At 71.8% G+C, this 25542-nt stretch carries 19 protein-coding genes and 1 other RNA gene; 10 read left to right on the forward strand and 10 right to left on the reverse strand.

Annotated elements, in window-relative coordinates:
- Positions 1-312: 312 nt before the first annotated feature.
- The gene (locus NOCJ54_RS0120715) at positions 313-1638 is read left to right on the forward strand and encodes an HNH endonuclease (protein ID WP_028657001.1); all 1326 of its coding nucleotides are present in this window, start codon (positions 313-315) and stop codon (positions 1636-1638) included.
- 1093 nt (positions 1639-2731) lie between these two features.
- Here the strand turns inward: NOCJ54_RS0120715 and NOCJ54_RS30065 are convergent.
- The 8 genes from NOCJ54_RS30065 to ftsE form a co-directional block, all read right to left on the reverse strand.
- The gene (locus NOCJ54_RS30065) at positions 2732-4417 is read right to left on the reverse strand and encodes a PKD domain-containing protein (RefSeq protein ID WP_028657002.1); all 1686 of its coding nucleotides are present in this window, start codon (positions 4415-4417) and stop codon (positions 2732-2734) included.
- A 140-nt stretch (positions 4418-4557) separates the two neighbouring features.
- Positions 4558-4927, reverse strand: a transfer-messenger RNA (tmRNA) gene (gene ssrA / locus NOCJ54_RS29175).
- 96 nt (positions 4928-5023) lie between these two features.
- Entirely contained in the window at positions 5024-5866 is an 843-nt protein-coding gene (locus NOCJ54_RS0120725; RefSeq protein WP_028657003.1) for a S1 family peptidase, read from the reverse strand.
- A 73-nt stretch (positions 5867-5939) separates the two neighbouring features.
- On the reverse strand, positions 5940-6854 hold the full coding sequence (locus NOCJ54_RS27395; RefSeq protein ID WP_036519095.1) for an amidohydrolase family protein: 915 nt from the start codon (positions 6852-6854) through the stop codon (positions 5940-5942).
- Positions 6847-7350, reverse strand: a complete 504-nt coding sequence (smpB, locus tag NOCJ54_RS0120735) for an SsrA-binding protein SmpB (protein ID WP_028657004.1) — start codon at positions 7348-7350, stop codon at positions 6847-6849. The genes NOCJ54_RS27395 and smpB overlap by 8 nt, the downstream gene beginning before the upstream one ends.
- Positions 7351-7417: 67 nt before the next feature.
- A complete protein-coding gene (locus tag NOCJ54_RS30570; protein WP_028657005.1) occupies positions 7418-8716 on the reverse strand; it encodes a M23 family metallopeptidase in 1299 nt (432 codons plus the stop codon).
- Between the two features lie 55 nt (positions 8717-8771).
- Positions 8772-9728: a permease-like cell division protein FtsX gene (gene ftsX / locus NOCJ54_RS0120745; protein ID WP_028657006.1), complete on the reverse strand. Its 957-nt coding sequence runs from the start codon at positions 9726-9728 to the stop codon at positions 8772-8774.
- Positions 9729-9731: 3 nt separating this feature from the next.
- Entirely contained in the window at positions 9732-10430 is a 699-nt protein-coding gene (gene ftsE / locus NOCJ54_RS0120750) for a cell division ATP-binding protein FtsE (RefSeq protein ID WP_028657007.1), read from the reverse strand.
- 91 nt (positions 10431-10521) lie between these two features.
- On the opposite strand from ftsE, the gene NOCJ54_RS0120755 reads away from it, so the two are divergent.
- From NOCJ54_RS0120755 to NOCJ54_RS29635, 3 genes are all read left to right on the forward strand, one after another.
- Positions 10522-11145, forward strand: a complete 624-nt coding sequence (locus tag NOCJ54_RS0120755; RefSeq protein ID WP_028657008.1) for a hypothetical protein — start codon at positions 10522-10524, stop codon at positions 11143-11145.
- A gap of 90 nt (positions 11146-11235) precedes the next feature.
- Positions 11236-13008 (forward strand): fibronectin type III domain-containing protein, encoded by a 1773-nt coding sequence (locus NOCJ54_RS29630; protein WP_051486221.1) that lies wholly within the window; start codon positions 11236-11238, stop codon positions 13006-13008.
- 50 nt (positions 13009-13058) lie between these two features.
- Positions 13059-13250, forward strand: a complete 192-nt coding sequence (locus NOCJ54_RS29635; RefSeq protein WP_028657009.1) for a hypothetical protein — start codon at positions 13059-13061, stop codon at positions 13248-13250.
- A gap of 3 nt (positions 13251-13253) precedes the next feature.
- Here NOCJ54_RS29635 and prfB read toward each other — a convergent pair whose 3' ends face one another.
- Entirely contained in the window at positions 13254-14372 is a 1119-nt protein-coding gene (gene prfB / locus NOCJ54_RS0120770; RefSeq protein ID WP_036519098.1) for a peptide chain release factor 2, read from the reverse strand.
- A 202-nt stretch (positions 14373-14574) separates the two neighbouring features.
- On the opposite strand from prfB, the gene NOCJ54_RS0120775 reads away from it, so the two are divergent.
- The 5 genes from NOCJ54_RS0120775 (at position 14575) to NOCJ54_RS0120795 (ending at position 24339) form a co-directional block, all read left to right on the forward strand.
- Positions 14575-18444 carry an Ig-like domain repeat protein gene (locus NOCJ54_RS0120775; protein ID WP_028657011.1) on the forward strand — a complete coding sequence of 1290 codons (3870 nt, stop codon included), beginning with the start codon at positions 14575-14577 and terminating at the stop codon, positions 18442-18444.
- A 26-nt stretch (positions 18445-18470) separates the two neighbouring features.
- Entirely contained in the window at positions 18471-21860 is a 3390-nt protein-coding gene (locus NOCJ54_RS28685; RefSeq protein WP_051486223.1) for a beta strand repeat-containing protein, read from the forward strand.
- A gap of 85 nt (positions 21861-21945) precedes the next feature.
- Positions 21946-22122: a hypothetical protein gene (locus NOCJ54_RS29640; protein WP_157514987.1), complete on the forward strand. Its 177-nt coding sequence runs from the start codon at positions 21946-21948 to the stop codon at positions 22120-22122.
- Positions 22095-23297: an Ig-like domain repeat protein gene (locus NOCJ54_RS0120790; protein ID WP_028657012.1), complete on the forward strand. Its 1203-nt coding sequence runs from the start codon at positions 22095-22097 to the stop codon at positions 23295-23297. Before NOCJ54_RS29640 ends, NOCJ54_RS0120790 begins: the two co-directional genes overlap by 28 nt.
- 67 nt (positions 23298-23364) lie before the next feature.
- Positions 23365-24339: a YihY/virulence factor BrkB family protein gene (locus NOCJ54_RS0120795; RefSeq protein WP_028657013.1), complete on the forward strand. Its 975-nt coding sequence runs from the start codon at positions 23365-23367 to the stop codon at positions 24337-24339.
- Between the two features lie 8 nt (positions 24340-24347).
- Here the strand turns inward: NOCJ54_RS0120795 and NOCJ54_RS28690 are convergent, their stop codons facing one another.
- The gene (locus tag NOCJ54_RS28690; protein WP_198020292.1) at positions 24348-24722 is read right to left on the reverse strand and encodes an HNH endonuclease signature motif containing protein; all 375 of its coding nucleotides are present in this window, start codon (positions 24720-24722) and stop codon (positions 24348-24350) included.
- Between the two features lie 127 nt (positions 24723-24849).
- Here NOCJ54_RS28690 and NOCJ54_RS0120805 point away from each other — a divergent pair, with 127 nt between their 5' ends.
- Entirely contained in the window at positions 24850-25281 is a 432-nt protein-coding gene (locus NOCJ54_RS0120805; RefSeq protein WP_028657014.1) for a hypothetical protein, read from the forward strand.
- The last annotated feature ends 261 nt before the right edge of the window (positions 25282-25542 follow it).

Below are 25542 nucleotides of genomic sequence, written 5' to 3' on the forward strand. Positions count from 1 at the left end.
GCCGACATCGACCGCACCTGCCGCGCTCCCGAGCCGCCGCACGGACGCTCACCACGACACCGACTTCCGGGTCGTGATCGATGTCTTCGATCACGGTCTTCTCGATCCCGAACACTGCCCGCCATAGGCTGAGATCACGCACGCCGTTCTCCTGCGCTTGGTTCCTGTTCCTCGACAGCTCAGAAACTTAGACAGGAAGCGGCGTGCGGCCTCTCAAGACGACGAAACTCGCCCACACATCAGTCAGAAGAGCCGTCCACAGGCGGGTTTCCGGCCGATCAAAGTGTCGGTGCTCTCTGGAAGAATCCAGTCATGGATCTCGGAAGCAACGCATCGATCGGCAAGTACGACGGCCGCTCCGTGCCCGAGCTCCTCGGCGAGATCCGGTCCGAGGTCGTCGCCCGCAAGTCCTCCCAGGTCCGCGAATGGATCGCCATCGTCGCCTGGGCCGACCAGAACACCCTCGACACCCGTGAAGGTGCAGCGACATTGCTGGACGGTGTGGTCGACACCGGGGTCCCGATCGCCGGCCCCGGAGCACCCCTGGTCAGTGAGTTCGCGTTGATGGAGCTCATCGCCGTCCTCGACCGCTCGCCCATCGGTGGACGCGCCTATGTGGGTCAGGTCATCGAGTGCGCCTGGCGCCTGCCGCGCCTCTACCGAGCAGTCGTCGCAGGTCGGGTGGACACGTGGAAGGCCCAGCGGATCGCCGACCTCACCCACCCGCTGTGTCCCGAGGCGGTCGAGTTCGTGGACCGGCAGCTCGACGCCGCTGTCGACGACGTGGGCTGGAAGCAGCTCGAACGCCTCGTCGCCGAAGCGATCCTGCGGTTCGACCCCGAACAAGCGGAGGCCGAGCGCGAACGGATCAGCGACCACCGGCACTTCGACATCGACGAGCCCAGCGACACCGGCCACGTCATCGTCCACGGGTTGATGGACGCAGTCGACGGCCACGACCTCGACCAGGCCATCAACCGCCGCGCGGTCCTGCTCGGCAAGTGCGGGGACGAGTCCTCCCTCGACGTCCGTCGCTCCAAGGCAGCCGCCGAGCTGGCTCGGCAGGACCTGTCGCTGGACCTGTTGTTCGCCGACCCCGAGACCGGCGAGGTCATCGCCACCTCCCCCGGCCGCCGCGTCACCCTGAACGTCCACGTCACCGACACCACCTTCACCGGCGACAACCCCGTCGCCCGCTGCGAAGAGCTGGACGCCCCGGTCTCCTCGACACAGGTCAAGGACTGGTTGCAGGCACCCACGACAATGGTCATCGTCAGGCCGGTCATCGACCTGGCCGACTGCATCCCCGTCGACTCATACGAGATCCCCGACAGGCACCGTGCCCGAGTGCAACTGCGTGACCACACCTGCCGCTTCCTCGGCTGCACCGTCAAAGCGAGTCGTTGCGACCTCGACCACTCCATCGAGCACGCTCGCGGCGGACCAACCTGCCCCTGCAACCTCGTCCCCCTGTGCCGACGTCACCACCGCGCCAAGACCTTCAGCCTGTGGCGCTACGTCACCATCCAACCCGGCCACTACCTCTGGCTCTCCCCCAACGGACACCACTTCCTCGTCGGCCCCAACGGCACGAAGGTGCTCGACACCCCGCGCCGCATCGACCCCGACGACTACTAGCCACCACGCCCCACACCCCGCCTGACGGCGGGGTCATCGGCATGCTCACCGCTCCAACTGCCGCCGGTTGAGGTGCGAGGCTCGGCCGCGGGCGGCCTCGCACCTCAACCACCGGGAGTACGGCGAAGCGAACCCCAGGCTTGCCGCCAGTCGGACTGAGCCACCCACCCGAGGCAACCGCGTGCGCGGCAGCGTGGCGCCCGCGCCGAAGGCGCGTCGAGGGCAAGTGCGGGCCGAGCTTGCGAGTGCCTGCGCGCAGCCCTCGACAGGCGACGCGCTCGCGCCATCAGCACCGCGAGGCTCCTCGCTAGCGCTCGTCACACCTCAACCACCGGGAGTACGACGAAGCGAACCCCCAGACTCGCCCCAGCGCCGACCGACCGCCGCTGGTTGAGGTGCGAGGCGCCCCAGCGCCGAGCCTCGAAACCAACGGCACCCCTGCACCCGACTGTGCCCACCACAGCCCGCCACCAAGGCCCGGAGGTTTCGAGGCTCCTCGCTGGCGCTCGTCGCACCCCAACCACCGGGAGCACGACGAAGCGAACCCCGAAACTCGCCGCCAGACCGCCGCTGGTTGAGGTGCGAGGCGCCCCAGCGCCGAGCCTCGAAACCAGCGGCACTGCCGCACCGGACTGTGCCGGCAGAGTCCGCCATCCAGGCCCGGAGGTTTCGAGGCTCCTCGCTAGCGCTCGTCGCACCTCAACCCCCGGGAGTACGGCGAAGCGAACCCAAGGCTTGCCGTGACCCGTCGTACGAGCGCCGACGCCGACCTCCACGACGTGCGCGTCGTCGTGCTGACCACCTTCGCCGACGACGACCTGGTCGTGGCGGCGGTACGGGCGGGGGCGACCGGCTACCTGCTGAAGTCGATGCCGCCCGACCAGATCCGCGCCGCCGTGCACGCGGCCGCCGAGGGGGCGACGCCCCTGGCCCCGGACCTGACGACACGCCTGCTCCGCGACTTCGCCGAGCGGCACGTGCCGCGCTCGACGAGATCGCCGCGGGGCGGACCACCGAGATCGCGGTGCGTGACCGCACCCAGGCGGCGGTGGCGCCTACGAGCTCGGGCTGGTCCGTCCCGGCGGCTGACCGGTCACCTCCGCACGCGGAAGCGCCAGGTCTTCGCAGTCCGGTTGCCGGCGTTGTCGACGGCCACGACCCGGACGGTGTGCCTGCCGGGCTTGAGCTTCTTCGCCGGGAGGGCGGTCAACCGGCCGATCCGCGCGACGTACCTCACCCTGGTGGCCTTGCGGCCGTCCACGGTGATGGTGATCCGCGCCTTGCGCACGCCCGAGGCGTCGGTGACCGTGGCGCGCAAGGTCGGCCGCTTCTTGCGGGTGGTGCCGGTGGGGCCGACCAGGCGGACCCGCGGTCCGGCGGTGTCGCGGGCGGCCACGACGACCTTGACGCTGGCCGAGACCGGGGTCGCCGCGCCGTGGTGGCTGGGTCCGCTGCGGCTGACGATCACGGTCGCCCAGTAGGTGCCCGGGGCCGTGTAGGTGTGGGTCGGGTCGGCGCCGGCGCCGGTCGCTCCGTCGCCGAAGGACCAGTCGTAGCGCAGGTCCGCGGTGTCCGGGGCCAGGTCGACGCAGCCGATCCGCTTCGCGGCGTTGTCGGGGTCGTGGATGACGATCGACACCGCCTTGGCACCGGCTCGCAGCGGCTGGCGCACCGTGACTGCGCCGGAGCGGCCGCTGGCGTCGCTGGTGAACGGCAGCCACAGCTCGTTCGCCTCGCCGAAGGGCTGCGCCTCGTCGAACCGGAAGTGCGCGCCGGCGTTGCTCACCGCGCACGGGTTGTCGTGCACGTGCACGAGGTGGGCCTTGCCGGGCGCGAGGCCGGTGACGTCGATGGCGACCTCGGTGCGCCCGCGGGCACGGGTGATCCGCGCGGTCCCGGTCAGGTCGGGGTACGACGCCAGCCCGTCGGCGTACGCCACGAAGGTGCCGCGCGCGGTGGTCTCGGCCGAGAGCGCCACCTCGAGCGGGGCGGTGCCGCTCGCCGGGGTCGCGACCGCGGCGACCTCGGGCAGCGTGTCCTGGCCGCCGCCGGACCCTCCGTCGCCGCCGTCGCCGGATCCCGCTGCGACCTGGATGGGGAACTGCCGCACGAACTCTCCGCCGTGGCCGTCGGACACCGTCAGCCAGGCGACGTAGGTGCCCGGAGTCTCGTACCGGAACATCGCGTGGGCCTGCGTCGAGCGGTCCATCGCCCGGCCGGTGCCGAAGTCCCAGGCGTAGGTGAGCTGGTCGCCGTCGGGGTCGGTGAAGCCGGCCGCGGTGAAGTGCACGTCCAGCGGCGCCGGGCCGCTCTGCGGCGCCACGGTCGCGGTGCCGGTCGGCGCCCGGTTGCCGTCGGGGTCCTCGACGATCACGACGCCGGTCATCTCGGTGTTGTGCAGCGTGCAGACGTAGAAGTAGGTCCCCGGCTGGGTGAAGGTCTGCAGCATCCCGGCCTCGCCGGGGAAGAAGTAGCGCTGGATCGGCTCGGGCCACGGCGTGCCGGTGTCCAGCGAGGTCAGGTCGTGCTCGAGGCCCGCCCGGTCGAAGGTCCACTCGACCGTGTCACCGACCTGGATCGTGATGGTGGAGGTGCCGGTGTCCTGCGACACCCAGCGGCTCCCCTGCTCGTCGTCGACCGCGTCGACCAGCCACACCCGTCCCTGGACACCGGGCGCCGCCCCCGCGCCCCGCACCGGCACGGCGGCAGCGAGCAGCCCCGCGAGCAGGGTGACCAGGGTGAGGAGCGCGAGCCGTCGCGCCGCGGCGAGGGGGACCATGGCCGCACCCTAGGAACCACAACGCACGCGGTTGTTTCCCGTCGATCACCCGGAGGCGTCGGTGAATGAGACACCCTTGCCCGGGAACGACGAAGGGCCCCCGCCAGGTGGCAGGGGCCCTTCGCGCAGAGGGGTTGTTGTTGTGGAGCTGCGGGGAATCGAACCCCGGTCCTCGAGCGTCGATCCAGGTCTTCTCCGGGTGCAGTCAGTGCTGGCGTTTTCTCGGCCCCGGCGCTCGCACTGACACGTCGCCGACAGGCCCAGTCAGGTTTGAGTCCCGAGCAGCCACCCTGACAGCAGCTGCTCAGCAAGTCTCCTAGGCGACGCCTGGATCCGGGACGGAGACGGATGCCCGGTCAGACGCTTCGATCACCGCTCAGGCGGCGAGAGCGAAGGAACTGCGCTTAGCGTTGGCAGTTATTGGTTTCCAGCGATCGTTTACGAGATGACGCTGGCTTCTCGACCCGCTTCCCCTGGAACTAACGTCCCAAGTCGAAACCGATCAGCCCCTCTTGAGTTGTCAACGACACCGAGTGTACGGGAGCCCAACGACACAAGCCCACCGGCTATTCCGGTGGGCCTGCGTCGCCGGGGTCGTCGTCAGGGTCAGAGGCCGAAGGTGGCCAGCCAGTCGGCGACCACCGGGATCTCCACCCGCTGGTAGCCGCCGAGGTAGCGGCAGTTGGCGGTGTAGCCGTACGACGTCACCGCGACGATCTCGCCGTCGAGGAAGACCGGGCCGCCGGAGTCACCGAAGCAGGTGCCTCCGGTGCCGAACGGGTCCTTCTCGTTGCCGTTGGTCTGCAGGATCTGCGGGGTGATCTTCTGCCCCGGCATGTCGACGTAGCGGCGCAGGATCGGGTAGTCCTCCACGGTCGGCTTCTGCGGACCGGTGGCGGGCTTGCGGACCTCGGTGCCGTAGCCGACGGCGCGGAAGAGGGTCTTGCGCGGGTGCTTGATGCCGTCGAGGGTGCCGAGGCCGGCGATCGGCGCCGGGGCGATGTCGGTGACCGGCTCGTCGAGCACGATCACGCCGACGTCGTTCCAGTTGTCGAGGTCGGTGAAGTCGCTGTACTCCGGGTGGGTGTGCGCCTCGCCGGAGAGATAGCCAGCCTCGGCCAGCTCCTCGGCGGTGAAGCCGGCGGCGGGGTCGGCGGCGCGGGGCAGGTTGTTCGGCGGCTCCAGGGCGATGACGCTGTCGAAGGTGACCAGCGTCTTGCCGACCGTGCCCAGGGTGCAGTGCGCCGCGGTGAGCACCACGGTGGGGCTGACGAGGGTGGCCGAGCAGCGGTAGCGGCCGGTGCCGTCGTAGAAGAGGATGAAGCCGACGTTGGGGTGGGTGTCCCCGTCGACGGTGCCGCCGGTGCTGGCGGAGGCGGGCGTGGCGGGTGCGACGAGACCCAGGCCGACGAGGATGGCGGCGGCCAGGACCGAGAGACGTGCTCGCATTTCTCTCCTCGGTAAAGGAACGGGTGGGGCCCAAGAGTGCACCCGGCGAGCCGCGTTGGGAAGAGTCTCCCGGTCAAGCGTTTCCGAGGGATTGACCCAGCAGCCGCTGTGCGTTGTGCCAGCACACGTCGCGCAGCCAGTCGTCGCCCAGCCCGAGGTCGGCGATCCACCCGAGCTGGTCGACGTACCGGAACGGCAGGGTCGGGAAGTCCGAGCCGTAGACGACCCGCTCCTGCAGGTCGGCCAGGCGCGGCCGCAGGTCCGGCGCGAGCCCGCCGTGCCCGCCCACGGGGTCGGTGAAGAACGGGGTCAGCGCCATCGAGGTGTCGAGGTGCACGCCCTCGTGGCGGTCGGCGAGCTCGAGGAAGTCGGCGGTCTCGGGTGCCCCGAGGTGGGCCACGACGACCTGCAGCCGCGGGAAGCGGGCCAGCAGCCGCGCGAGCGCGTCCGGACCGGTGTACGGCGTGCCGACGGGTCCCGACCCGACGTGGGCGACGACCGGGGTCCGGCTGTCCTCGAGCACCCCCCAGACGTCGTCGAGCTGCGGGTCGTCGACGTGGAAGCCGCCGACCTGGGAGTGGACCTTGAAGACCTCGACGCCCTCGCGCACCAGCGCCTCGACGTACGACGGAGCGTCGGCCTCCGGGAAGAAGGTGGCCGTCCACAGCGCCTCCGGCACCTCGGCCGCGAACGCCCGGCTCCAGTCGTTGAGGAAGCCGGCCACACCGGGCTTGTGCGCGTAGGGCAGGGTCGGGAACCGCTGCACGCCGAAGTCGCGCAGCAGCTGCAGGCGCACGTCGGCGTCGAAGCGGTAGAGGATCGGCCAGTCGCGGCCGATCAGCTCACCGCCGGTGTCGAACTCGCGCCACACGGCGCGCTCGATCGGCGGGGGCAGGAAGTGGACGTGGAGGTCCATGAGCCCGGGCAGGCCGAGGCGCTGCCAGAAGGCCCGGACCTGGGCTGCCTCGTCCGCGACGGGCTCAGTCACGCATGCCCTTGAGCCGGCGGCCGATCGCCTCCTGCTTCTCGCGGTCGGCGGTCCGCTCGGCGATGGCCTGGCGCTTGTCCCACGACTTCTTGCCCTTGGCGAGGCCGATCTCGACCTTCGCGCGGCCCTTGACGAAGTAGAGCGACAGCGGGATGACCGTGTGCCCCTTCTCGCTGACCTTGCGCTCGATCTTGTCGATCTCGTCGCGGTGCAGGAGCAGCTTGCGCTTGCGGCGCGCCGCGTGGTTGGTCCAGGTGCCCTGGGCGTACTCCGGGATGTGCACGTTGAGCAGCCAGGCCTCGCCGCCGTCGATGTCGACGAAGCCGTCGACCAGGCTCGCGCGGCCCTGCCGCAGGGACTTCACCTCGGTGCCGGTGAGCACCATGCCGGCCTCGAAGGTGTCCTCGATGTGGTAGTCGTGGCGCGCCTTCTTGTTGGACGCGACGAGCTTGCGGCCCTCGCTGTCCTTCGTCGCTCCCGACTTGCCCTTCGCCATGCCGCCATTCTCGCAGGGTGCCGCAACGGGTTTGCCTGCCGGTCGGCGCGGGTCGGCTGCGGGTCGCCTACAGGTACGGCATCGGGTCGACGGCGTTGCCGTTGCGCAGCACGATGAAGTGCAGGTGGCAACCGGTCGACCAGCCGGTGCTGCCGGAGTAGCCGACGGTCTGGCCGCGCTTGACGCGGGCGCCCTGGCCGACGGCGTACCTGCTCAGGTGGTTGTAGACCAGCACGATCGAGGCGCCGTTGACCCTGCCGATGGCGAGGTAGAGGCGGTTGCCGTAGACCTCGTCGTAGTAGGTGTTGATGACGGTGCCGGACTCCCCCGCCGCCAGCCGCGCGCCGCAGCCGGTGCCGAAGTCGGTGCCGTTGTGGAGGCCCCAGTAGCCGTAGATCGGGTGCGTGCGCCAGCCGTACGGCGAGGTGACCGGGCCCGGGCCGGGACGGGCCAGCAGGCCGTTGGTGCTGCCGTTGTAGCTGCCGCCCTGCTTGCGGGACAGCTCGATGATCTTGCGCTTGATCCGCGCCTCGCGTGCCTCGAGCCGGCGCAGCGCGGCCTTGTCGGCGGCGCGGGCCCTGACGACGGCCGCCCGGGCGGTGGCGGTGCGGCTCACCAGCGAGGACACCGTGGCCGCGGTGGTCGCGGCCCGGTCGACGAGCGTGCTGATCGTCGCGACGTTCGCGTCCGCGGCCTTCTTGGCCGATGCGACGTCGTTGCGCGCCTCGCGGACCGCAGCCTCGCGCTCGGCCATCAGCTCCTGGACCACCTCGAGGGCGTCGAGGGCCTGCTGCTGCCGCTCGGTGATCACGCCGCTGGCGGTCTGGTTGACCATGACCTCCTGCAGGCTGTCGCCCTCGGCGTACGACGCCAGCAGGGCCAGCTCAGGGTTGCCCTCGGTGGACATCCGGATCAGGGTGTCGCGGCCCTCCTCGCGCTGCTCGGCGACCTCGATCTTCGCCTGCTTCAGGTCCGCCTTGGCCTTGACCAGCTTCGCCTCGGCCGCGACCAGCTTCTTCTTCAGCCGGGTCGCGACCTCACGGGCGTCGGCCAGCTCCCCGCGCACCTTGGTCAGCCGCGCGCGGGCCGCGGTGAGCTGACCCTGCGCCTTGCGGAGCTTGCCCGAGATCTGCGCGACCCGCGCGCTGGCCTCGTGGATGTCGTCCTTGACCGCCGAGATCTGGCCCTGGACCTTGTTCTGCCGGTCCTTGAGGTCGTCGCGGTCGTCGGCGTGCGCCAGCGGGACGGCGAGTCCCGCCACGGCGACGACGACGGCGACGGCCGTCACCAGCCACTGGGGGTGGGCCCATGCAGGCAGCCGATCGAGGGCACGGCGGAGCCGGGGGGCGCTGGGGAAGAAGCGCACGGTGAAACCTTCGGTGTTCGGGGAAGAGAACAGCCTCGACGTTAACTTCCGGCGATCAGACTTTGACGTATTTGCGCGTCAGCAGGAGTGTCGGGATCAGCGTCAGCGCCGGGCCGAGGATCACGATGCCGGGCGGGAAGGTGCCGATCAGCGCCTGGGCGTAGTCGTTCCAGTCCACCCAGGGCAGGAAGGTGACCCGCTCGGCCATCCCCTGCTCGACGCCCCACCACTGGAAGGCGGCGAGCGCCCCCGCGGCGAGGCCGACGCCGATGACTGCGGTGACCAGCGCCTCGAGGAGGAACGGCAGGGCGATGTAGAGGGTCGAGGCGCCGACCAGGCGCATGATGCCGATCTCGCGCCGTCGGGCGAGCGCGGCGAGCCGGATCGTGTTGGCGACCTGGAGCAGCGCGGCGAGCAGCAGCACCCCGGAGCCGATCCACGAGCCGTACTTCAGGACCGTCATGATCCCGAAGATCTGGTTCATCACCTCGCGCTGGTCGATGATGCTCGCGACGCCGTCGAGGCCCTCGACGGCGCTGATGATGCCGTCGGCCTCGTCGGGGGTCTTGAGGGTCACCCAGTACGCCGCCGGCCACTTCTCGACCGTGACGACGGCTCCCTCGCCCTCGAACAGGTAGCCGCGGTCCTTGCGCTTGTTCTGCTCGTAGGCGCGCTCGAAGCTCTCCTGCTTCGTCTCGAACTCGAAGGACTCGACCTCGGGGCTGGCCTCGAGCTCCTCCTCGACCCGGTCGCGCTGGGCGTCGGTGATCTCGCCGCTGGCGCAGTTCTCGAGGCCGCGGCGCAGGGACGGGTCGTCCTCGGTGCAGAGGTTGATCCGGATCTGGAGCTCGTTGCCGAGCTCGTCGACGGTCTTGGTGGCCTCGCGCTGGACGAGGATGCCCACGCCGGCGAGGGTCAGCGACACGAAGAGCGTGACGATGACGGCCAGGTGCATGGACAGGTTGCGCCGCAGGCCGGTGCGGAGCTCGCTGAAGACATGGCGCAGCTGCACGGATCAGCCCTCCTCGTGCTGGAAGCCGTAGCCCCCGGCAGCCTCGTCGCGGACGACCTTGCCGTGCTCCAGCTCGATCACCCGCTTGGTGAACTGGTCGACGATGCCGTGGTCGTGGGTGGCCATCACGACCGTCGTACCGGCGGCGTTGATGTCGCCGAGCAGGTTCATGATCCCGACCGACGTCGCCGGGTCCAGGTTGCCGGTCGGCTCGTCGGCGATGAGGATCATCGGCTGGTTGACGTAGGCGCGGGCGACGGCCACGCGCTGCTGCTCACCACCGGACAGCTCGTCGGGCATGCGGTCGGCCTTGTCCTTGAGGCCGACCAGCTCGAGGGTCGCGGGGACCGCCTTGCTGATCTCCTTGTGCGACTTGCCGATCACCTGCTGGGCGAACGCCACGTTCTCCGCGACGGTCTTGTTCGGGAGCAGGCGGAAGTCCTGGAAGACGGTGCCGATCTGGCGGCGCAGCCGGGGCACCTTCCACCCGGCCATCCGGTTGATCTCCTTGCCGGCGACGAAGACGCGCCCGGTCGTCGGGCGCAGCTCGCGCAGGACCAGCCGCAGGGCGGTCGACTTGCCCGAGCCCGACTGGCCGACGAGGTAGACGAACTCCCCCTTGTCGATGTCGAGGGTGACCTGGTCGAGCGCCGGCCGGCCCGGACCGGGGTAGCGTTTGGTGACCTTCTCGAAGCGAATCACTGGCAAGACGGTACGCGACGGGACCGCGGCCGCCGCGCACCCCTGACGTCCGGTGCGTCACACGTGGAGGGGTCCTCTAGGGTGGATCGACGTGTCGACCGTCGTTCGCGCGCTGGGTCTCTCCGCGCTCCTGACCCTGGTGCCGGTCGGCATCGGGGTGGGCGTGGCGGACGACCGTACGCCGGAGCCGGAGGTGCCCGTCTACCGCGCGACCGACCTCGCCGACTTCGACACCACGACCACGGTCGTCCAGCGGGCGCCGTTCTGCGAGCTGGTGGACCCGGAGGCGGTCACCGAGGCCATCGACGACGAGGGCGAGCTCACCGACTACGCCAACGGCGAGGAGGCCGACGCGCTGCCCGGCGGTGACGTCTCCCACGAGTACGGCTGCGTGTGGAGCACGAGCGTGGCGGAGGCGCGGGCGTGGGTGTTCGCTCCCCCGGTGACCGCCGAGCGGGCGCGGGAGCTGGTGCGCACCGCCGCTCCGCGCGGCTGCACCGTGCGCGACGGCGCCCCCGCCTTCGGCACGCCCTCGGTGTCGACGACCTGCACCCGGGGCCAGCAGCGCACGGTGTCGTGGCGCGGCCTGTTCGGCGATGCGTGGCTGACCTGCACCCTCACCCAGGGCGTCGGCGCCCCCGAGGCGGCCCAGGTCGAGCGCACCGGCCGCTGGTGCGTGGCGGTCGCGCGGGCGGCGTCGGCCACGCCTTCCTGAGCCTCGTCCGGGCCCGACCCGAGACGTCCGTCAAGGATCGGGACCCTGTCCCGCATCAGGTGCGCCCCCGCCCTGCCCGATCAGGGGGACATGCTGCGATCCACGGTTCTCGGCACGACCCTCCTGGCGCTGGCGCTCACCGGCGCCACGGTGCCGGCCGCAGCCACGGAGGAACCCGGGCACCCCGACGGGGTGGAGCTCGGGGTGGAGCACGGGGTCGACCACGGGGTGGTGACCGCGGCCGACGGCTCGACCTACGCCGTCGACGAGTGGGGACCGCCACCGGCCGAGCCGCCGGCGGAGGACCGCGTCGAGGCCGCGCTGGCCTCCACGCTGACGGCGTCTGCGACGACGGACGTCTTCAGGCTGCACAGCAACCCCGGCTCGAACCGGACCATCTACCTCGACTTCAAGGGCGGCCTCCTGCTGGCGGCCAACTCCTGGCTGCTGCAGGGCCTGACCACGCTGCTCTACCCCGGCTGGTCGCTGGACTCCTCCCCGGCGTTCTCCGACGCCGAGCGCGCGGTGGTCCTCGAGGTGTGGGCCCGGATGGCCGAGGACTTCGCCCCCTTCGACATCGACGTCACGACCGAGGAGCCCCCGCTGGGCGCCCTGTGGCGCGCCACCTCCAGCGACCAGACCTACGGCACCCGGGTCGCCTTCTCCTCCGGCACCGCGATCCAGGACGCCCTGTGCCGCGCCCGCTGCGGCGGGGTCGCGTGGATCGGCACCTTCGACTCCATCCTCACCAATGGCGAGACGCGCAGCCCGGCGTGGGTGTTCCCGTCCTCGCTCGGCAACCGCGCCAAGTCGATGGCCGAGGCGGGCAGCCACGAGGCCGGCCACACCCTCGGCCTGGCCCACGACGGCACCGCGACGAGCGGCTACTACGCCGGCACCACGCTGTGGGGACCGCTGATGGGCAGCCCGTACTCCTCCAGCGTCACCCAGTGGTCGAAGGGCGACTACCCCGGCGCCAACAACCGCGAGGACGACGTCCAGGTCGCGATCTCCAACGGCGCGCCGCTGCGCGCCGACGAGGCCGGCAGCACGGTGGCGACCGCGGCGCCGCTGTCGTCGCTGCCCAGCGGGCGCGGGATCATCAGCACCCGCACCGACGAGGACTGGCTGCAGGTCACCGGCTGCTCCGGCAAGGTCACGGTCCGCGCCGAGCCGGCCGCGGTCGGCGCCAACCTCGACATCGGCCTGGAGCTGCGCGACGCGGGTGGCGCCCTGCTCGCCAGCGCCGCGACCGCCACCAGCCGCACGTCGGCGGGCCTGGAGGGCATGGACGCCAGCCTCTCGCGCACCGTCTCCAGCGGCACGTTCCACGTCGTGGTGAAGGGCATCGGCTCCGGCCTGAACAGCCCCGCCTCCTGGCCCGTCAACGGGTACGACGACTACGGCAGCCTCGGCACCTACACGGTCTCCGTCACCGGCTGCTCGGTCGGCGAGCCCGGCACCGGCACCCCCGACACCGGCACCCCCGGTGGCGAGCCGGTCACCGAGGAGCCCGTGGTGAGCCCGCCCCCGGTGACCGCGACGCCGAAGAAGACCCGTCCCGGGGCCCCGAAGCGGCCGAAGGCGGTCCCCGGCGCACGCGGCGGCCGTCGTACCGTGACGGCGAGCTGGACCCGACCCGCGACCGGCGGCGCGCCGATCACCCGCTACCAGGTCCGGGCCTTCCGCCTCGCCACCACCGGCCGGGTCGTCGCCCGCACCGCACCGAGGGCGGTCTCCTCGACGGTCCGCAAGGCCTCCCTGCGGCTGCCGAAGGGCCGCTGGGTGGTGCGGGTGCGCGCCCGCAACGCCGTTGGCTGGGGCCCCTGGAGCGTGGCCTCCGCCCGCGTCACGCCGCGCTGATCTCCCGCACAGGGCTTTTCAGATCAAAGTCGATCGAGTTTACTGCCTTTGTGCATCAGAGGCTGGACGACCGGCACCACGCCCCGCAGGGGTCGCTGGTCCCGCGCTGGACGTGGCGCGGCGTCGGCGCGGCGACGGCCCTCGGGCTGCTGCTGACCGGGGAGGCCGTGGGTGCGCTGAGCGCGGTCGTCGCGTTCGCCGCGGCCGAGGTGGTCTTCGACGCGGCTGACGTGGAGAGCTGAGGCTCAGTTGTCGCTGGCGGAGTCGGCGCCGCGGCGCCAGCGGATGCCGGCCTCGAGGAAGCCGTCGATCTCGCCGTCGAAGACGGGCTGCGGGTTGCCGGTCTCGTAGCCGGTGCGCAGGTCCTTGACGATCTGGTAGGGGTTCAGCACGTAGTTGCGCATCTGGTCGCCCCAGCTCGCGGCGACGTCGCCCTTGAGGTCCTTCTTGAGCGCCGCCTCCTCTGCCTTCTTCTTGGCGAGGAGCTTGGCCTTGAGGACGATCATCGCGGCCGCCTTGTTCTGCAGCTGCGACTTCTCGTTCTGGCAGGACACCACGATGCCGGTCGGGATGTGGGTCAGCCGGACCGCGGAGTCGGTGGTGTTGACCGATTGGCCACCGGGGCCACCGGAGCGGAAGACGTCGACGCGGATCTCGTTCTCGTCGACCTCGATCTCGTCGGTCTGCTCGAGCTGCGGCACGACCTCGACCGCGGCGAAGGAGGTCTGGCGCCGGCCCTGGTTGTCGAACGGGCTGATCCGGACCAGGCGGTGCGTGCCGACCTCGACCGAGAGGGTGCCGTAGGCGTACGGCGCGTGGATGGCGAACTCGGCCGACTTGATGCCGGCCTCCTCCGCGTAGGAGACGTCGTAGACCTCGACGGGGTACTTGTTGCGCTCGGCCCAGCGGGTGTACATCCGCATCAGCATCTCGGCGAAGTCGGCGGCGTCGACCCCGCCCGCACCGGCGCGGATGGTCACGATGGCCTCGCGCTCGTCGTACTCGCCGGAGAGCAGGGTGCGCACCTCGAGGCCCTCGACGGCCTTCTTGATCCGGCCCAGCTCGGCGTCGGCCTCGGCGAGGGTGTCGGCGTCCGCCTCCTCGGCGGCGAGCTCGGCGAGGACGCCGAGGTCGTCGATGCGCTGCTGCAGCTCGCGGAAGCGCTCGACCTGGCCCTGCAGGGAGGAGAGCCGCCCGGTCACGCGGGTGGCGTTGGCCTGGTCGTCCCAGAGGTCGGGTGCGGCGACCTGGACGCCGAGGTCCGCGATCTCCTGCTCCATCTTCGGCAGGTCGAGGACCTGCTCGATGGTGTGCATCGTCGCAGTCAGCTGCTTGATCTCGGCGTCGTAGTCGGGTCCAGCCACAAGGTGCAAGGTTACGCACCCGCGCGAGGAGTAGCGAACCCGAGCCGTCCCGGGAGGGTTTGGTGAAAAAACATGAACTTCTTTCAGGAAAGGGGTGTGCGGCCGGTCACGGACCTGCTTGAATCCGGCCACTCCCTCCGCCACACGGACGCCCGTGTCCGTTCCTCTCGGGTGGCACCCCCCACTCACGGGACGGTGACGCATGCTCCCAGCGCCGAACGACAACGCCCTGCCCCCCCTCCTGCCCGGCCGACGCCGGGCGGCCCGCCACTTCCGCCGACGCATGGCCTGGCTCAGCGTCCTCGCGATGGTCGTGGCCACCCTCGTCGGCGCAGGAGCCAGCCCCGCCACGGCCGAGCAGGCCACGGGTGACGAGGTCCCCGCCTGGTCGAACGGGTGGTCCTGGACCTACACGACCGTCTTCAACTACAACGCCGACGGCACGAACGTCTCCATCAACGAGAACGTCACCTACACGGTCGCCGGCGTCGAGAACTTCCAGGGCCAGCCGGCGTACAAGCTCAACCTGAGCGGCACGATCACCGGCGGTGGCGGCTCCGTCGCCGTGGACGGCGTCGGCAACGCGACGCTGTCGAACTTCAGCGGCACCGTGAGCGGCACGCGCTACATGCGCCGCTCCGACCTCGCCCTGCTGAAGGAGACGCAGTCGCAGCAGCTCAACGCCAAGGCCGCCGTCTCCATCATCTCCACGAACATCAGCGCGAACATCTCGCTGTCGATGGACCCGCGCCGCGGCTGGCGCCTCACGCAGTTCCCGACCGAGGCCGGCAACTCGTGGACCAACGACGTGGACGTCGACTACACCGGCGGCTTCAGCTATGACGCCGGTTCGCTCGGCGGCACCGGCTCCTCCGACTTCGCCGGGGCGCTGCGCCTCGACGACCAGACCACTGTCGCGAACGAGAACATCTCCGTGCCGGCCGGGACCGTGAGCACCCGCCGGGCCCGCCAGTCCGGCAGCGGCACTGCCGCCACGACGTGGTTCTCGCCCACCCACCGCGGCATCGCCCGCCTGCTGCTCGAGATCCCGATGGAGGGCGGCTCGCTGACCCTCGACCAGAAGCTGGGCCAGGCCTCCACGCCGACCCCCTCGACCACGCTGACCAGCACGGTCACCCCGTCGATCTCCTGCGCGGGCGGTGACCTCACCGTCACCGGCCGACTCTCCAGCGGCGCTGCCGGCGTCCCGGTGACCGTCGCCCTCGACAAGTCGCCGGTCACCCCGGGCGCCAGCCAGACCGTCAGCACGACGACCACCAGCAACGGCAACTACTCCGCCACGGTGCAGGCGCCGGCCGAGGCCGACGGCTACCAGCGCACCGGCGTCCGCGGCTCGTGGGGCGTCGTCGTCACCGCCGGTGGCGCGACCAGCGTCGCCACCGTCCTGGTCACCCCGCGCAGCTGCACGGCCCTGACCTACACCGGCGACACGGCCGCCCCGCAGGGCACCACCGCCACCGTCGCGGCGACCCTCGTCGACAAGACCGGCGCCAGCGTCAGCGGCCGGACCGTCAACTTCGCCCTGGCCGGTGGCCAGACCGTCACCGCGACCACCAACGCGTCGGGCGTCGCGCAGACCACCATCGCGGTCAACGGACCGCCGCGGACCGCGAACCTGGTGGTGTCGTACGCCGGCAACGCCGGCTCCGAGCCCGCGAGCCAGACCGTGCCGTTCACGGTCGGCGCGATCGCGACCACCACCACGGTCACCGCCGACCCCGCCGTCGTCACCGTCGGGGACCCGGTCCGGTTCCACGCGACAGTCGCCCCGACGCACGGTGCCAACCCGGGCGGCAGCGTCCAGTTCCGCGTCGACGGCTCCGACTTCGGTGCCGCGGTGCCGCTGACCGACGGCGAGGCGACCAGCGCCGCGCTGTCGACGCTCGGCCTGGGCGACCACACCGTCGTCGCGGTCTACAACGGCACCGCCGACCACGCCGGCAGCACCTCCGCCGCCGTCGTCTTCCGGGTCCGTGAGCCGCTGAAGCCGACCTCGACCACCTCGTCGGCCAGCCCGACCACCGCCGTGGCCGGCCAGCCGGTCACCCTCGGTGCCACCGTCACCACCGCGACCGGCACCCCGACCGGCGACGTCGTCTTCACCGTCGACGGCAACGAGGTCGCTCGCGCCGCCGTGGCGGCGGACGGCACGGCGAGCACGACCGTGACCGACCTGCCGGTCGGCAGCAACGCGGTCGTGGCGACCTACGCCGGCGACGACGTCTACGGCCCGAGCTCGGCGGCGCCGCGCACGGTCACCGTGAGCAAGGCCGCCGTCGAGGTCACGCTGAGCGCGACCAGCTCCTCCACCGTGACCGGTGAGGCCATCGGCCTGACCGCGACGGTCGCGGTCCAGGCGCCCGGTGGCGGCAGCCCGGACGGGACCGTCCAGCTGATCGTGGACGGCAACCCGACCGGGGCCCCGGTGGACCTCGTCAACGGCTCGGCGTCCTTCCCGTCGCTGACCAGCCTGTCGGCCGGTGCGCACACCCTCGCGGTGTCCTACTCGGGCAGCGCCCGCTACCTGACCGGCAGCGACCAGCTGTCGCAGCAGGTCGCCAAGGCCGACACCACGACGACGCTGCTCGCCAGCCCCTCGCCGTCGCTGCAGGACCAGGAGGTGCGCCTCACGGCCACCGTCGCGGCGGTCAGCCCGGGCTCCGGCTCGGCGACCGGCACGGTGAACTTCTTCGCCGGCAGCGAGTCGATCGGCTCGGCCCCGCTCGTCGCGGGCGAGGCGGGGAGCACCGCCACGCTCGACGTCTCCGACCTGGCCCCGGGGGTGCACCAGCTCACCGCGCGCTTTGCCGGTGACGGGAACTACGAGGCCAGCGACTCCGACGAGGTCAGCCACACGGTGATCGCGGCGACCGCGGTCGTCACGACCTCGACGACGGTCACCTCGAGCAGCAACCCGTCGACGTACGGCGAGCTGATCACCTTCCGCGCGGAGGTCACGACCGACAGCGACACCGCTCCGGAGGGCGCCGTGCAGTTCTCGGTCGACGGCCACGACTTCGGCGACCCGGTCGAGGTCGGCGCCGACGGCACCGCCGAGAGCGCCACGCTGGCCTCGCCCGACCCGGGCGACCACACCGTGATCGCGGCGTTCGTCCCGGCGCCGGGCTTCACCGGCAGCGGTGACGTGCTGGTGCAGACCGTCGAGGCGGCCGGGGTCGACCTGGCCCTGTCCTCGACCGACGCCGACGCGCAGGTCGGTGACCAGGTCCGCTTCCGCGCCGAGGTCTCCTCGCAGGTGGTCGGCGCGGGTGACCCGACCGGGTTCGTGCAGTTCGCGGTCGACGGCGTGCCGCTCGGCGACGCCGTGGAGATCGAGGACGGCGTGGCGACCAGCCGCGCGGTCAGCGACCTGGCCCCGGGCACGCACACCGTGACGGCGCTCTACTCCGGCGACGTGCACTTCAAGCCCGAGCTCGCCGAGCTCGAGCAGTCGGTCTCCCGGGTGGGCACGACGACGACCCTCACGGTCTCGCCGACCACGCCGACCTACGGCGACCAGGTGCAGCTGACGGCGCAGGTGCAGGCCGCCAACGCCGACCTCGGCACGCCGACCGGCACGGTCACCTTCCTCGCCGGCACCGTCGAGCTGGGCACCGCCCCGGTCGTCGACGGCCAGGCCACGCTGTCCACCTCGGTGCTCGTGGCGGGCAACCACCAGCTGCGCGCCGTGTACGGCGGCAGCGCCGCCCACGACGGCAGCAGCTCGGCCGTCCGGACGGTGACCGTGGCCAAGCGGGCGACGACCCTCACGGCCGACGCCGCGCTGGTCTCGCTGAGCCCGCTGGGCCTGCCGCTCGGCCAGCTCCGCGCGACGGTCAAGGCAGGTGGCGCGCCGCTCGCCGGCGTCCCGGTGGAGTTCAAGGTCGGCAACAAGGTGGTCTGCACGACCGCGACCGCCGAGACCGGCACCGCCACCTGCAACGGCGGCTCCCAGGTGCTCAACCTGGTCCTGAACGGTGGCTACACGGCCACCTTCCTCGGGGACGCCAACCACCTCTCCTCCACGGCGCGCGGCGCCATCCTCAAGTGAGCGCAGTCATGGAGAAAGGAACTCCCATGCGCAGACTGATCGCGGCCCTCGCGGCCGTGGCCCTGACCATCGGGCTGCCCGTCCTGCTGGTGTCGCCCGCCCAGGCGGACATCACCGCCCCGGCGGCCGGCACCATCAAGGGCACCGTCACCTTCAAGGCCAGCGGTGCCACCGACAGCAGCTCGCTGTGCATCAACGGCAGCAGCGCCCAGACCGTGATGACGCTGCGCAACAGCACTGGCGGGCAGGTCTGGACCCAGACCAAGTCCGGCGCCGGGGCGATGGACGTCACCTACGACACCCACAACGTGCCGAATGGGAGCTACACCCTCGAGGTCTCCGAGCGGGACAAGAAGGGCACGATCCTGTGCTCCAACACCACCAGGAACTCGACCCGCTCCTACACCGTCCAGAACGTCACCCAGCTCGACTACACCGGCGTCCAGACCGGAGCGATCAACACGTCGGTCCAGGTGAGCGCGACGCTGGTGGACCCGAACAAGTCGCCGGAGGGCGTCGCCGGAAAGTCCGTGGTCTTCACGCTCGACGAGGGCAACCCGGACAGCTCCTCGATCACGGTCACCACCAACGCCAACGGCGTCGCCAGCGGGTCCCTCGCCGTCAACGGTGATCCGCGGACTGCCCAGCTGAAGGCGGCCTTCGCGGGCGACACCCACTTCGTCGGCTCGTCGAAGACGGTGACCTTCGAGATCACGAAGAACCCGTCGACCACGACGCTCCTGCAGCCCGCGCAGGTCGTGCACAGCCAGCCGGTGTCGTTCACCGCGCTGGTGGCGCGCGGCAGCGGCAACGGTGCCCCGACGGGCACCGTCCAGTTCACCGTCGACGGGGCGGACCTCGGCTCCCCCGTCCCGGTGAGCGGTGGCCAGGCCACGTCGCCCAGCACCTCGACGCTGAACGCCGGGAACCACACCATCGGCGCGGTCTACAGCGGCGACACCACCCTCGCCGGCAGCTCGGCCGAGACGAAGCAGCTCGTCGTCGCCAAGGCGCCGACCGCGACGGTCCTCACGTCCTCGGGCTCCCCGACGGTGAGCGGCCAGACGGTCACCTTCACCGCGAAGGTCGACGTCGTCGCGCCCGGCGCCGGCACCCCGACCGGTGGCGTGCAGTTCGACATCGACGGCGATCCCTACGGCACCGCCGTGAACCTCGTCGGCGACACCGCGACCCTCGAGGTCTCGGACCTGCTGCCCGGCAACCACGACGTCCAGGCGACCTACAACGGCACCGGCAACTTCGCCAGCAGCACCTCGGCAACCGTGACGCACGGCGTCGAGCTCGCCGACACCTCGGTCACCCTGGCGTCGTCGAACCCGGACGCGGTCGCGGGTGAGCCGCTCACCTTCAGCGCGCAGGTCTCGGTCGTCGCCCCCGGTGCCGGCCAGCCGACGGGCACCGTGCAGTTCGCCGCCGACGGCGAGCCGATCGGCGCCCCGGTCGCGGTCAGCAACGGTGTCGCGGTCTCCCCCGCCACCGGCCTGGACGCGGGTGACCACGTCATCACCGCCAACTACTCCGGCGACAACCGGTTCGCCGGCGGCAGCGCGATGATCGACCAGGAGGTCGAGTCGGCCCGCACCACCACGGCCGTCACCACCTCGCCCAACCCGTCCGTCGTCGGCCAGCCGGTGACCGTCACCGCGACGGTCAGCCCGGTGAGCCCGGCGACCGGGACCCCGGAGGGCGCGATCCGCTTCACGATCGACGGCGCCGTGGTCGGGATCGTGGACCTGGTCGACGGCGAGGCCGAGATCGAGGTCGGCACGCTGGAGCGCGGCAACCACGAGGTGAAGGCGCAGTACCTCAGCGGTGACGCCAACTTCCGACCCAGCACCTCCACCACGGCGACCCACGTCGTCAACAAGGCCGCCACGAAGACGGTCGTCACCAGCTCCTCGCCGGTGTCGGCCTTCGGCCAGCCGGTGACCTTCACCGCCGACGTCTCGGTGCTCGCGCCGGGCGCCGGCTCGCCCACCGGCACGGTGACCTTCACCGACGGTGACGACGTCCTCGGCACCGCCGACATCAGCTCCGCCACCGGCGGCGTGGTCTCGGTGACGGTCGACGACCTGAGCATCGGCCAGCACGCCGTCGTCGCGACGTACGACGGTGACGACTCCTTCACCGGCAGCACCGGCTCGGTCTCGCAGAAAGTCCAGCGGGCCCAGACCGCGACCACGCTGACCTCGTCGGTGAACCCCTCGCAGTCCGGCCAGGGCATCCGCTTCACCGCGACCGTCGCCCCGGTGGCGCCCGGCGCGGGTGAGCCGTCCGGCACCGTCCAGTTCACCGTCAACGGCGCCAACCTGGGCAGCCCGGTGGCGCTCGTGGACGGCGCGGCGACCAGCAACCTGTTCAGCTCGCTCTCGCCCGGCACCTACCGGATCGCCGCCACCTACAGCGGCGACCCGCGCTTCGTCGGGAGCAGCAGCGTGCTCGACCAGGGCAACGGCCAGGAGGTCACGAAGGGCGCCACGTCCATGGAGCTCGTCGCCGACACCCCGGTCGCCGACCACGGCGTGACGGTGACCTTCACCGTCACCGTCGCCGGGGTCGCTCCCGCCAACGGCAAGCCCACGGGTGTCGTCCAGCTGTGGAACGGTGGCACCCTGCTGGGCGCCGCCAGCCTGGCGCCGACCAGCGAGCCGCGGACCAGCACCGCGACCTTCGCGACGGCGGGCCTGGCCCCGGGCTCCCACGAGGTGCGGGCGGTCTACGTCGGCAACTTCAACTTCGAGGGCACCGAGGCCACGACGGTCCAGGCCGTCGGTGTCGCGGAGACCGTCGTCGGGGTCGCCTCCGACGCCAACCCGTCGGTGTACGGCGACACGGTGACCCTCACGGCCACCGTCGCCAACGCCCAGCCGGGCGTGGCCGCACCCACCGGCAACGTCGTCTTCCGCTCCGGCGACGACGTGGTCGGCCAGGCGCAGGTCGTCACCGAGGACGGCACCAGCACGGCGACCCTCGAGGTCGAGGGCCTGACGGCCGGCTCGCACGACATCACCGCGACGTACTCGGGCGACGTGGCCCACGCCGGCGACACCTCGCCGGTGCTGGTGCAGGTCGTCGAGCGGGCCCAGCCGACGCTGGTCGCGCACGACATCGCGGACCCGGTCGTCGACAACTACTCGCGGGTCGAGGCGACGCTGACCGGGCTCGGCGGTGAGCCGCTCGCCGGGCAGGCCCTGGTGTTCACCACCGGTCCGGTCCTCAACGGCGGCGTCACCTCGGTGTGCGCGGCGGTCACCAACGCCGACGGGTACGCCAAGTGCGACGTGCCGCTGCGCTGGGGCGCCCTGATCATGCAGGGCTTCCAGGTCGCGTTCGCCGGCAACGACAGCTACGCCCCGGCGGTGGCCGAGGCTCCGTACTACGACCCGAACGACTGACGACCATCCCCATCCCCCACGGATCGCGGGCCCCGGCCACCGCCGGGGCCCGCGGCCCGTTTTCCACCCGCGGCAGGAGAACCCGATGACGACCACGACCCACCCCGCGCGACGCCTGCTCCCCGTCCTCCTCGCCCTGCCGCTCGCGCTCGTCGGCGCCCTGCCGGCCGTGCCGTCGCACGCCGACGACGGCGCAGCGCTCGCGACCGCCACCGTCGCCGGGTCGCACCACAGGTGGCGTACGGCGAGCGCACCCCGCTGAAGGTGTGGGTCGTCGCCGAGCAGGGCTCCCCCGACGGCACCGTGGCGCTCACGGTCGACGGCGAGCCCTCCGGCACCCTCCGGGTCGTCCCCGAGACGCCCGGCGGGCGCATCGCCCGCGGCGAGGTGGACCTGCCGGTCCTCGAGGTCGGCGACCACACCGTCCGCGCCGACTACCTCGGCACCGGGTCGATGGCCGCCTCGTCGTCGACGACGACCGTCGAGGTGCTGAAGGCTCCCGTCGCCGTCCACGTGACCTCCTCGCCCCGGCCGAGCCCCGCCGGGACGCCGAGCACCGTCTCCGCGACCGTCACCCCGGACGTCGTGGCCCCGGTGGCCGGGGCGGCACGCCCGAGCGGCACGGTCGCCTTCGAGGTCGATGACTACTACGAGGGCGTCACCGTCACGGCGCAGGTCGGGCCGGACGGCACCGCGTCCGCCGTGGTCCCCGGCTTCACCGGCAACGCGACGCGGCAGGTGCTGGCGACGTACTCCGGCGACGCCCGCCACGAGCCCGGCCACGGCTCCGGCACCCACGAGTCGTTGCGGACGGCCACCACGGTCGAGGTGCTCTCCGGCAGCTGGAACATCTACGGCCAGATGCTGCCGATCCGCGTCCAGGTCAGGTCCGAGGAGCCGAGCCCCGAGGCGCCGACCGGGGACGTGAGCATCCGGCTCGACGGCCGCACGCTCGGCACCGTGCCGCTCTCCCCCAGCACCGGACCCGGTGCCGCGACCACGTCGACGACGGTGCTCGAGCAGAAGGACCTGCGCGGCTACGTCGTCCCGGCCGGGAGCTACCGTCGGCTGACCGCCGTCTACCTCGCCGGACCCTTCCACGAGGGGAGCGAGGTCGTCGTCGAGGGCTACGAGGTCTACAAGCAGCCGACGACCCTGACGGCGACCCCGGTGCTCCTGACCCTCGCGCCACTGGGCCTGCCGACGGCGCAGCTGACCGCGACGCTCACCGCCTACCGCCAGCCCCTCCCCGGCGAGCCGGTGACCTTCTCGGTCGGCGCGACGACGCTATGCACCGCGACCACCGACGCCGACGGCGTCGCGACCTGCGACGGGTCCAAGCACCTGCTGCTGACCTTCGGGCTGAGCTACGTCGCCACGCACGCCGGCGACCGCAACCGCAACCCGAGCTCGGCGCGCGGCAACCTGGTCGGCTAGCTGGGTCGGGTAGCTGGGTCGGGTAGCTGGGTCGGGTAGCCCGCGGGGAGCCGGGTACCGCGCGGTCATGGCCACCCAGACCGCTCCCCACCGCGTCCCTGGCTCGCACGCCGAGAAGCCGACCGAGATCCCGCGCAAGGGCTGGTTCCAGGTCGTCAGACGGGCGTGGGCGGAGACGAAGAAGGACCAGGTCCCGCTGCTCGCGGCGGGCGTCGCCTTCTACTCGTTCCTCGCGCTCTTCCCGGCGATGATCGCCGCCGTCATGCTCTACGGGCTCGTGCGCGACCCCGACGACGTGCGGAAGCAGATCGACGAGCTGTCCGCGACGCTCCCCTCCGACGCCGCGAGCCTGCTGACCGGCCAGCTGGAGGCGCTCACGTCGACGTCGAGCAGCTCGCTCGGCCTCGGCCTGATCATCAGCCTGGTGCTCGCGCTGTGGAGCGCGTCCGGCGGTGTCGGCAACGTGATGACCGCGGTGAACTTCGCCTACGACGAGGAGGAGACCCGCGGCTTCGTCAAGCGCAAGCTGCTGGCCCTCGGCCTCACCCTCGGTGCGATTGTCTTCGTCGTCGTCGCCATCGCGATGATCGCCGTCGCCCCCGCCGTGCTCGACAACGTCGTCGAGGGCGGCCCGCTTCGCTGGGGCCTCGAGGCCGCCCGCTGGGTCGGCCTCCTGCTCGCTATGTCCGCCGCCCTCGGCGTCCTCTACAAGGTCGCCCCCGACCGCGACGCACCGAAGTTCCGCTGGGTGTCGATCGGTTCCATCGTCGCCACCCTGCTGTGGCTGGCCGCGAGCCTGGGCTTCTCGCTCTACGTCGACAACTTCGGCTCCTACAACAAGACCTACGGCGCGCTCGCCGGCGTCGTCGTCCTCCTGCTGTGGCTCTGGCTGACGATGTACGTCGTCCTCCTCGGCGCCGAGGTCAACGCCGAGGCCGAGCAGCAGACCGCCGAGGACACCACCGTCGGCCCCGAGATGCCGATGGGCCAGCGGGGCGCGGTGAAGGCGGACAGCATGCCGGGTGACCCGAAGGAGGAGTGAGCTCCTCGTCAAGCGGTGTCGTCGGGCGGGTGGTCGTCGGGGTCGGGGCGTCTCGGTGGGTCGAGCGCCCTCGTCCCCCGCGGCCCGACGTGGAAGTGCCGGCCGTGCGGCGAGAGCCATAGGTAGTGGCCGGGCTGCACGGTGACGTAGCGCCAGAGGCTGAAGGTCTTCGCCCGGTGGTGGCGCCGGCAGAGCGGCACCCGGTTGCACGGGCAGGTCGGTCCGCCGCGATCGTGCTCGATCGCGTGGTCGAGGTCGCAGCGCGTCGACCGCCGGGTGCAGCCGGGGAAACGGCAGGTGTGGTCGCGCAACTGGACGCGCTGCCGGTGGCGGTCGGGGATCTCCCAGGAGTCGACGGGGACGCAGTAGGCCAGGTCGACCACCGGCCGGACGACCACGGTGGTGCGCGGCGCCTGCAGCCACTCCCTGACCTGCGTTGCGAGGACGGGCGTGCCGACCTCCTCGCAGCGGGCGAGCCGGGTTGTCCCCGGTGGGGGTGGAGTCGGTGACGTGGACGTCGAGGATCACGCGCCGACCGGGTGCGGTGGCGACGACCTTTCCGGTACCGGGATCGGCGAACAACAGGTCGAGAGACAGGTCCTGCCGGGCCAGCTCGGCCGCTGCTCGTGCTCGCCGGACGTCGAGGGAGGAGTCGTCGCCGAGCCGCCCCAGCAGGGTGGCGCGGCGGGTGATCGCCTCGTCGAGGTCGTGGCCGTCTGCTGCATCCATCCACCCGCTGACGTGCACGTGCCCGGTCTCGCCGACGTCGCTGACGTCGAAGTGCCGGTGGTCGGATGCCTCCTGCCGCTCGGCCTCGGCCCGCTCGGGGTCGAACCGCAGCACCGCTTCGGCGACCAGCCGCTCGAGCTGTGCCCACCCGACGCCGCCGACGGCCGCGTCGAGCTGGCGGTCGACGTACTCAGCCGCCTCCTCGGACAGTGACCGGGTCAGGTCGGCGATCCGCTGCGCCCGCCACGTCTCGACCTCCCCGGCCAGCACCGCCGCGTGCAGCCGCGGGAGCCGCCAGGTGCACTCGATGACCTGCCCGACGTAGTTGCGCCCGCCGTCGGGCGAGCGGCCNAGNGTGGCGATGAGCTCCATCAGCGCGAACTCGCTCACCAGCGGCGCGCCGGGACCGGCGATCGGGACACCGGTGTCGAGCCAGCCGTCCCGCAGCGTGGCCGCACCCTCCTCGGTGTCGAG

The sequence above is a fragment of the Nocardioides sp. J54 genome (assembly GCF_000519005.1).
GTDB lineage: Bacteria > Actinomycetota > Actinomycetes > Propionibacteriales > Nocardioidaceae > Nocardioides.

Excerpts from the sequence above, each read along its gene's own strand:
- NOCJ54_RS0120715 (WP_028657001.1), top strand. The coding sequence starts at position 313 with ATGGATCTCGGAAGCAACGCATCGATCGGCAAGTACGACGGCCGCTCC.
- NOCJ54_RS30065 (WP_028657002.1), bottom strand. The coding sequence starts at position 4,417 with ATGGTCCCCCTCGCCGCGGCGCGACGGCTCGCGCTCCTCACCCTGGTC.
- NOCJ54_RS0120725 (WP_028657003.1), bottom strand. The coding sequence starts at position 5,866 with ATGCGAGCACGTCTCTCGGTCCTGGCCGCCGCCATCCTCGTCGGCCTG.
- smpB (WP_028657004.1), bottom strand. The coding sequence starts at position 7,350 with ATGGCGAAGGGCAAGTCGGGAGCGACGAAGGACAGCGAGGGCCGCAAG.
- NOCJ54_RS29630 (WP_051486221.1), top strand. The coding sequence starts at position 11,236 with ATGCTGCGATCCACGGTTCTCGGCACGACCCTCCTGGCGCTGGCGCTC.
- NOCJ54_RS0120775 (WP_028657011.1), top strand. The coding sequence starts at position 14,575 with ATGCTCCCAGCGCCGAACGACAACGCCCTGCCCCCCCTCCTGCCCGGC.
- NOCJ54_RS28685 (WP_051486223.1), top strand. The coding sequence starts at position 18,471 with ATGCGCAGACTGATCGCGGCCCTCGCGGCCGTGGCCCTGACCATCGGG.
- NOCJ54_RS29640 (WP_157514987.1), top strand. The coding sequence starts at position 21,946 with ATGACGACCACGACCCACCCCGCGCGACGCCTGCTCCCCGTCCTCCTC.
- NOCJ54_RS0120795 (WP_028657013.1), top strand. The coding sequence starts at position 23,365 with ATGGCCACCCAGACCGCTCCCCACCGCGTCCCTGGCTCGCACGCCGAG.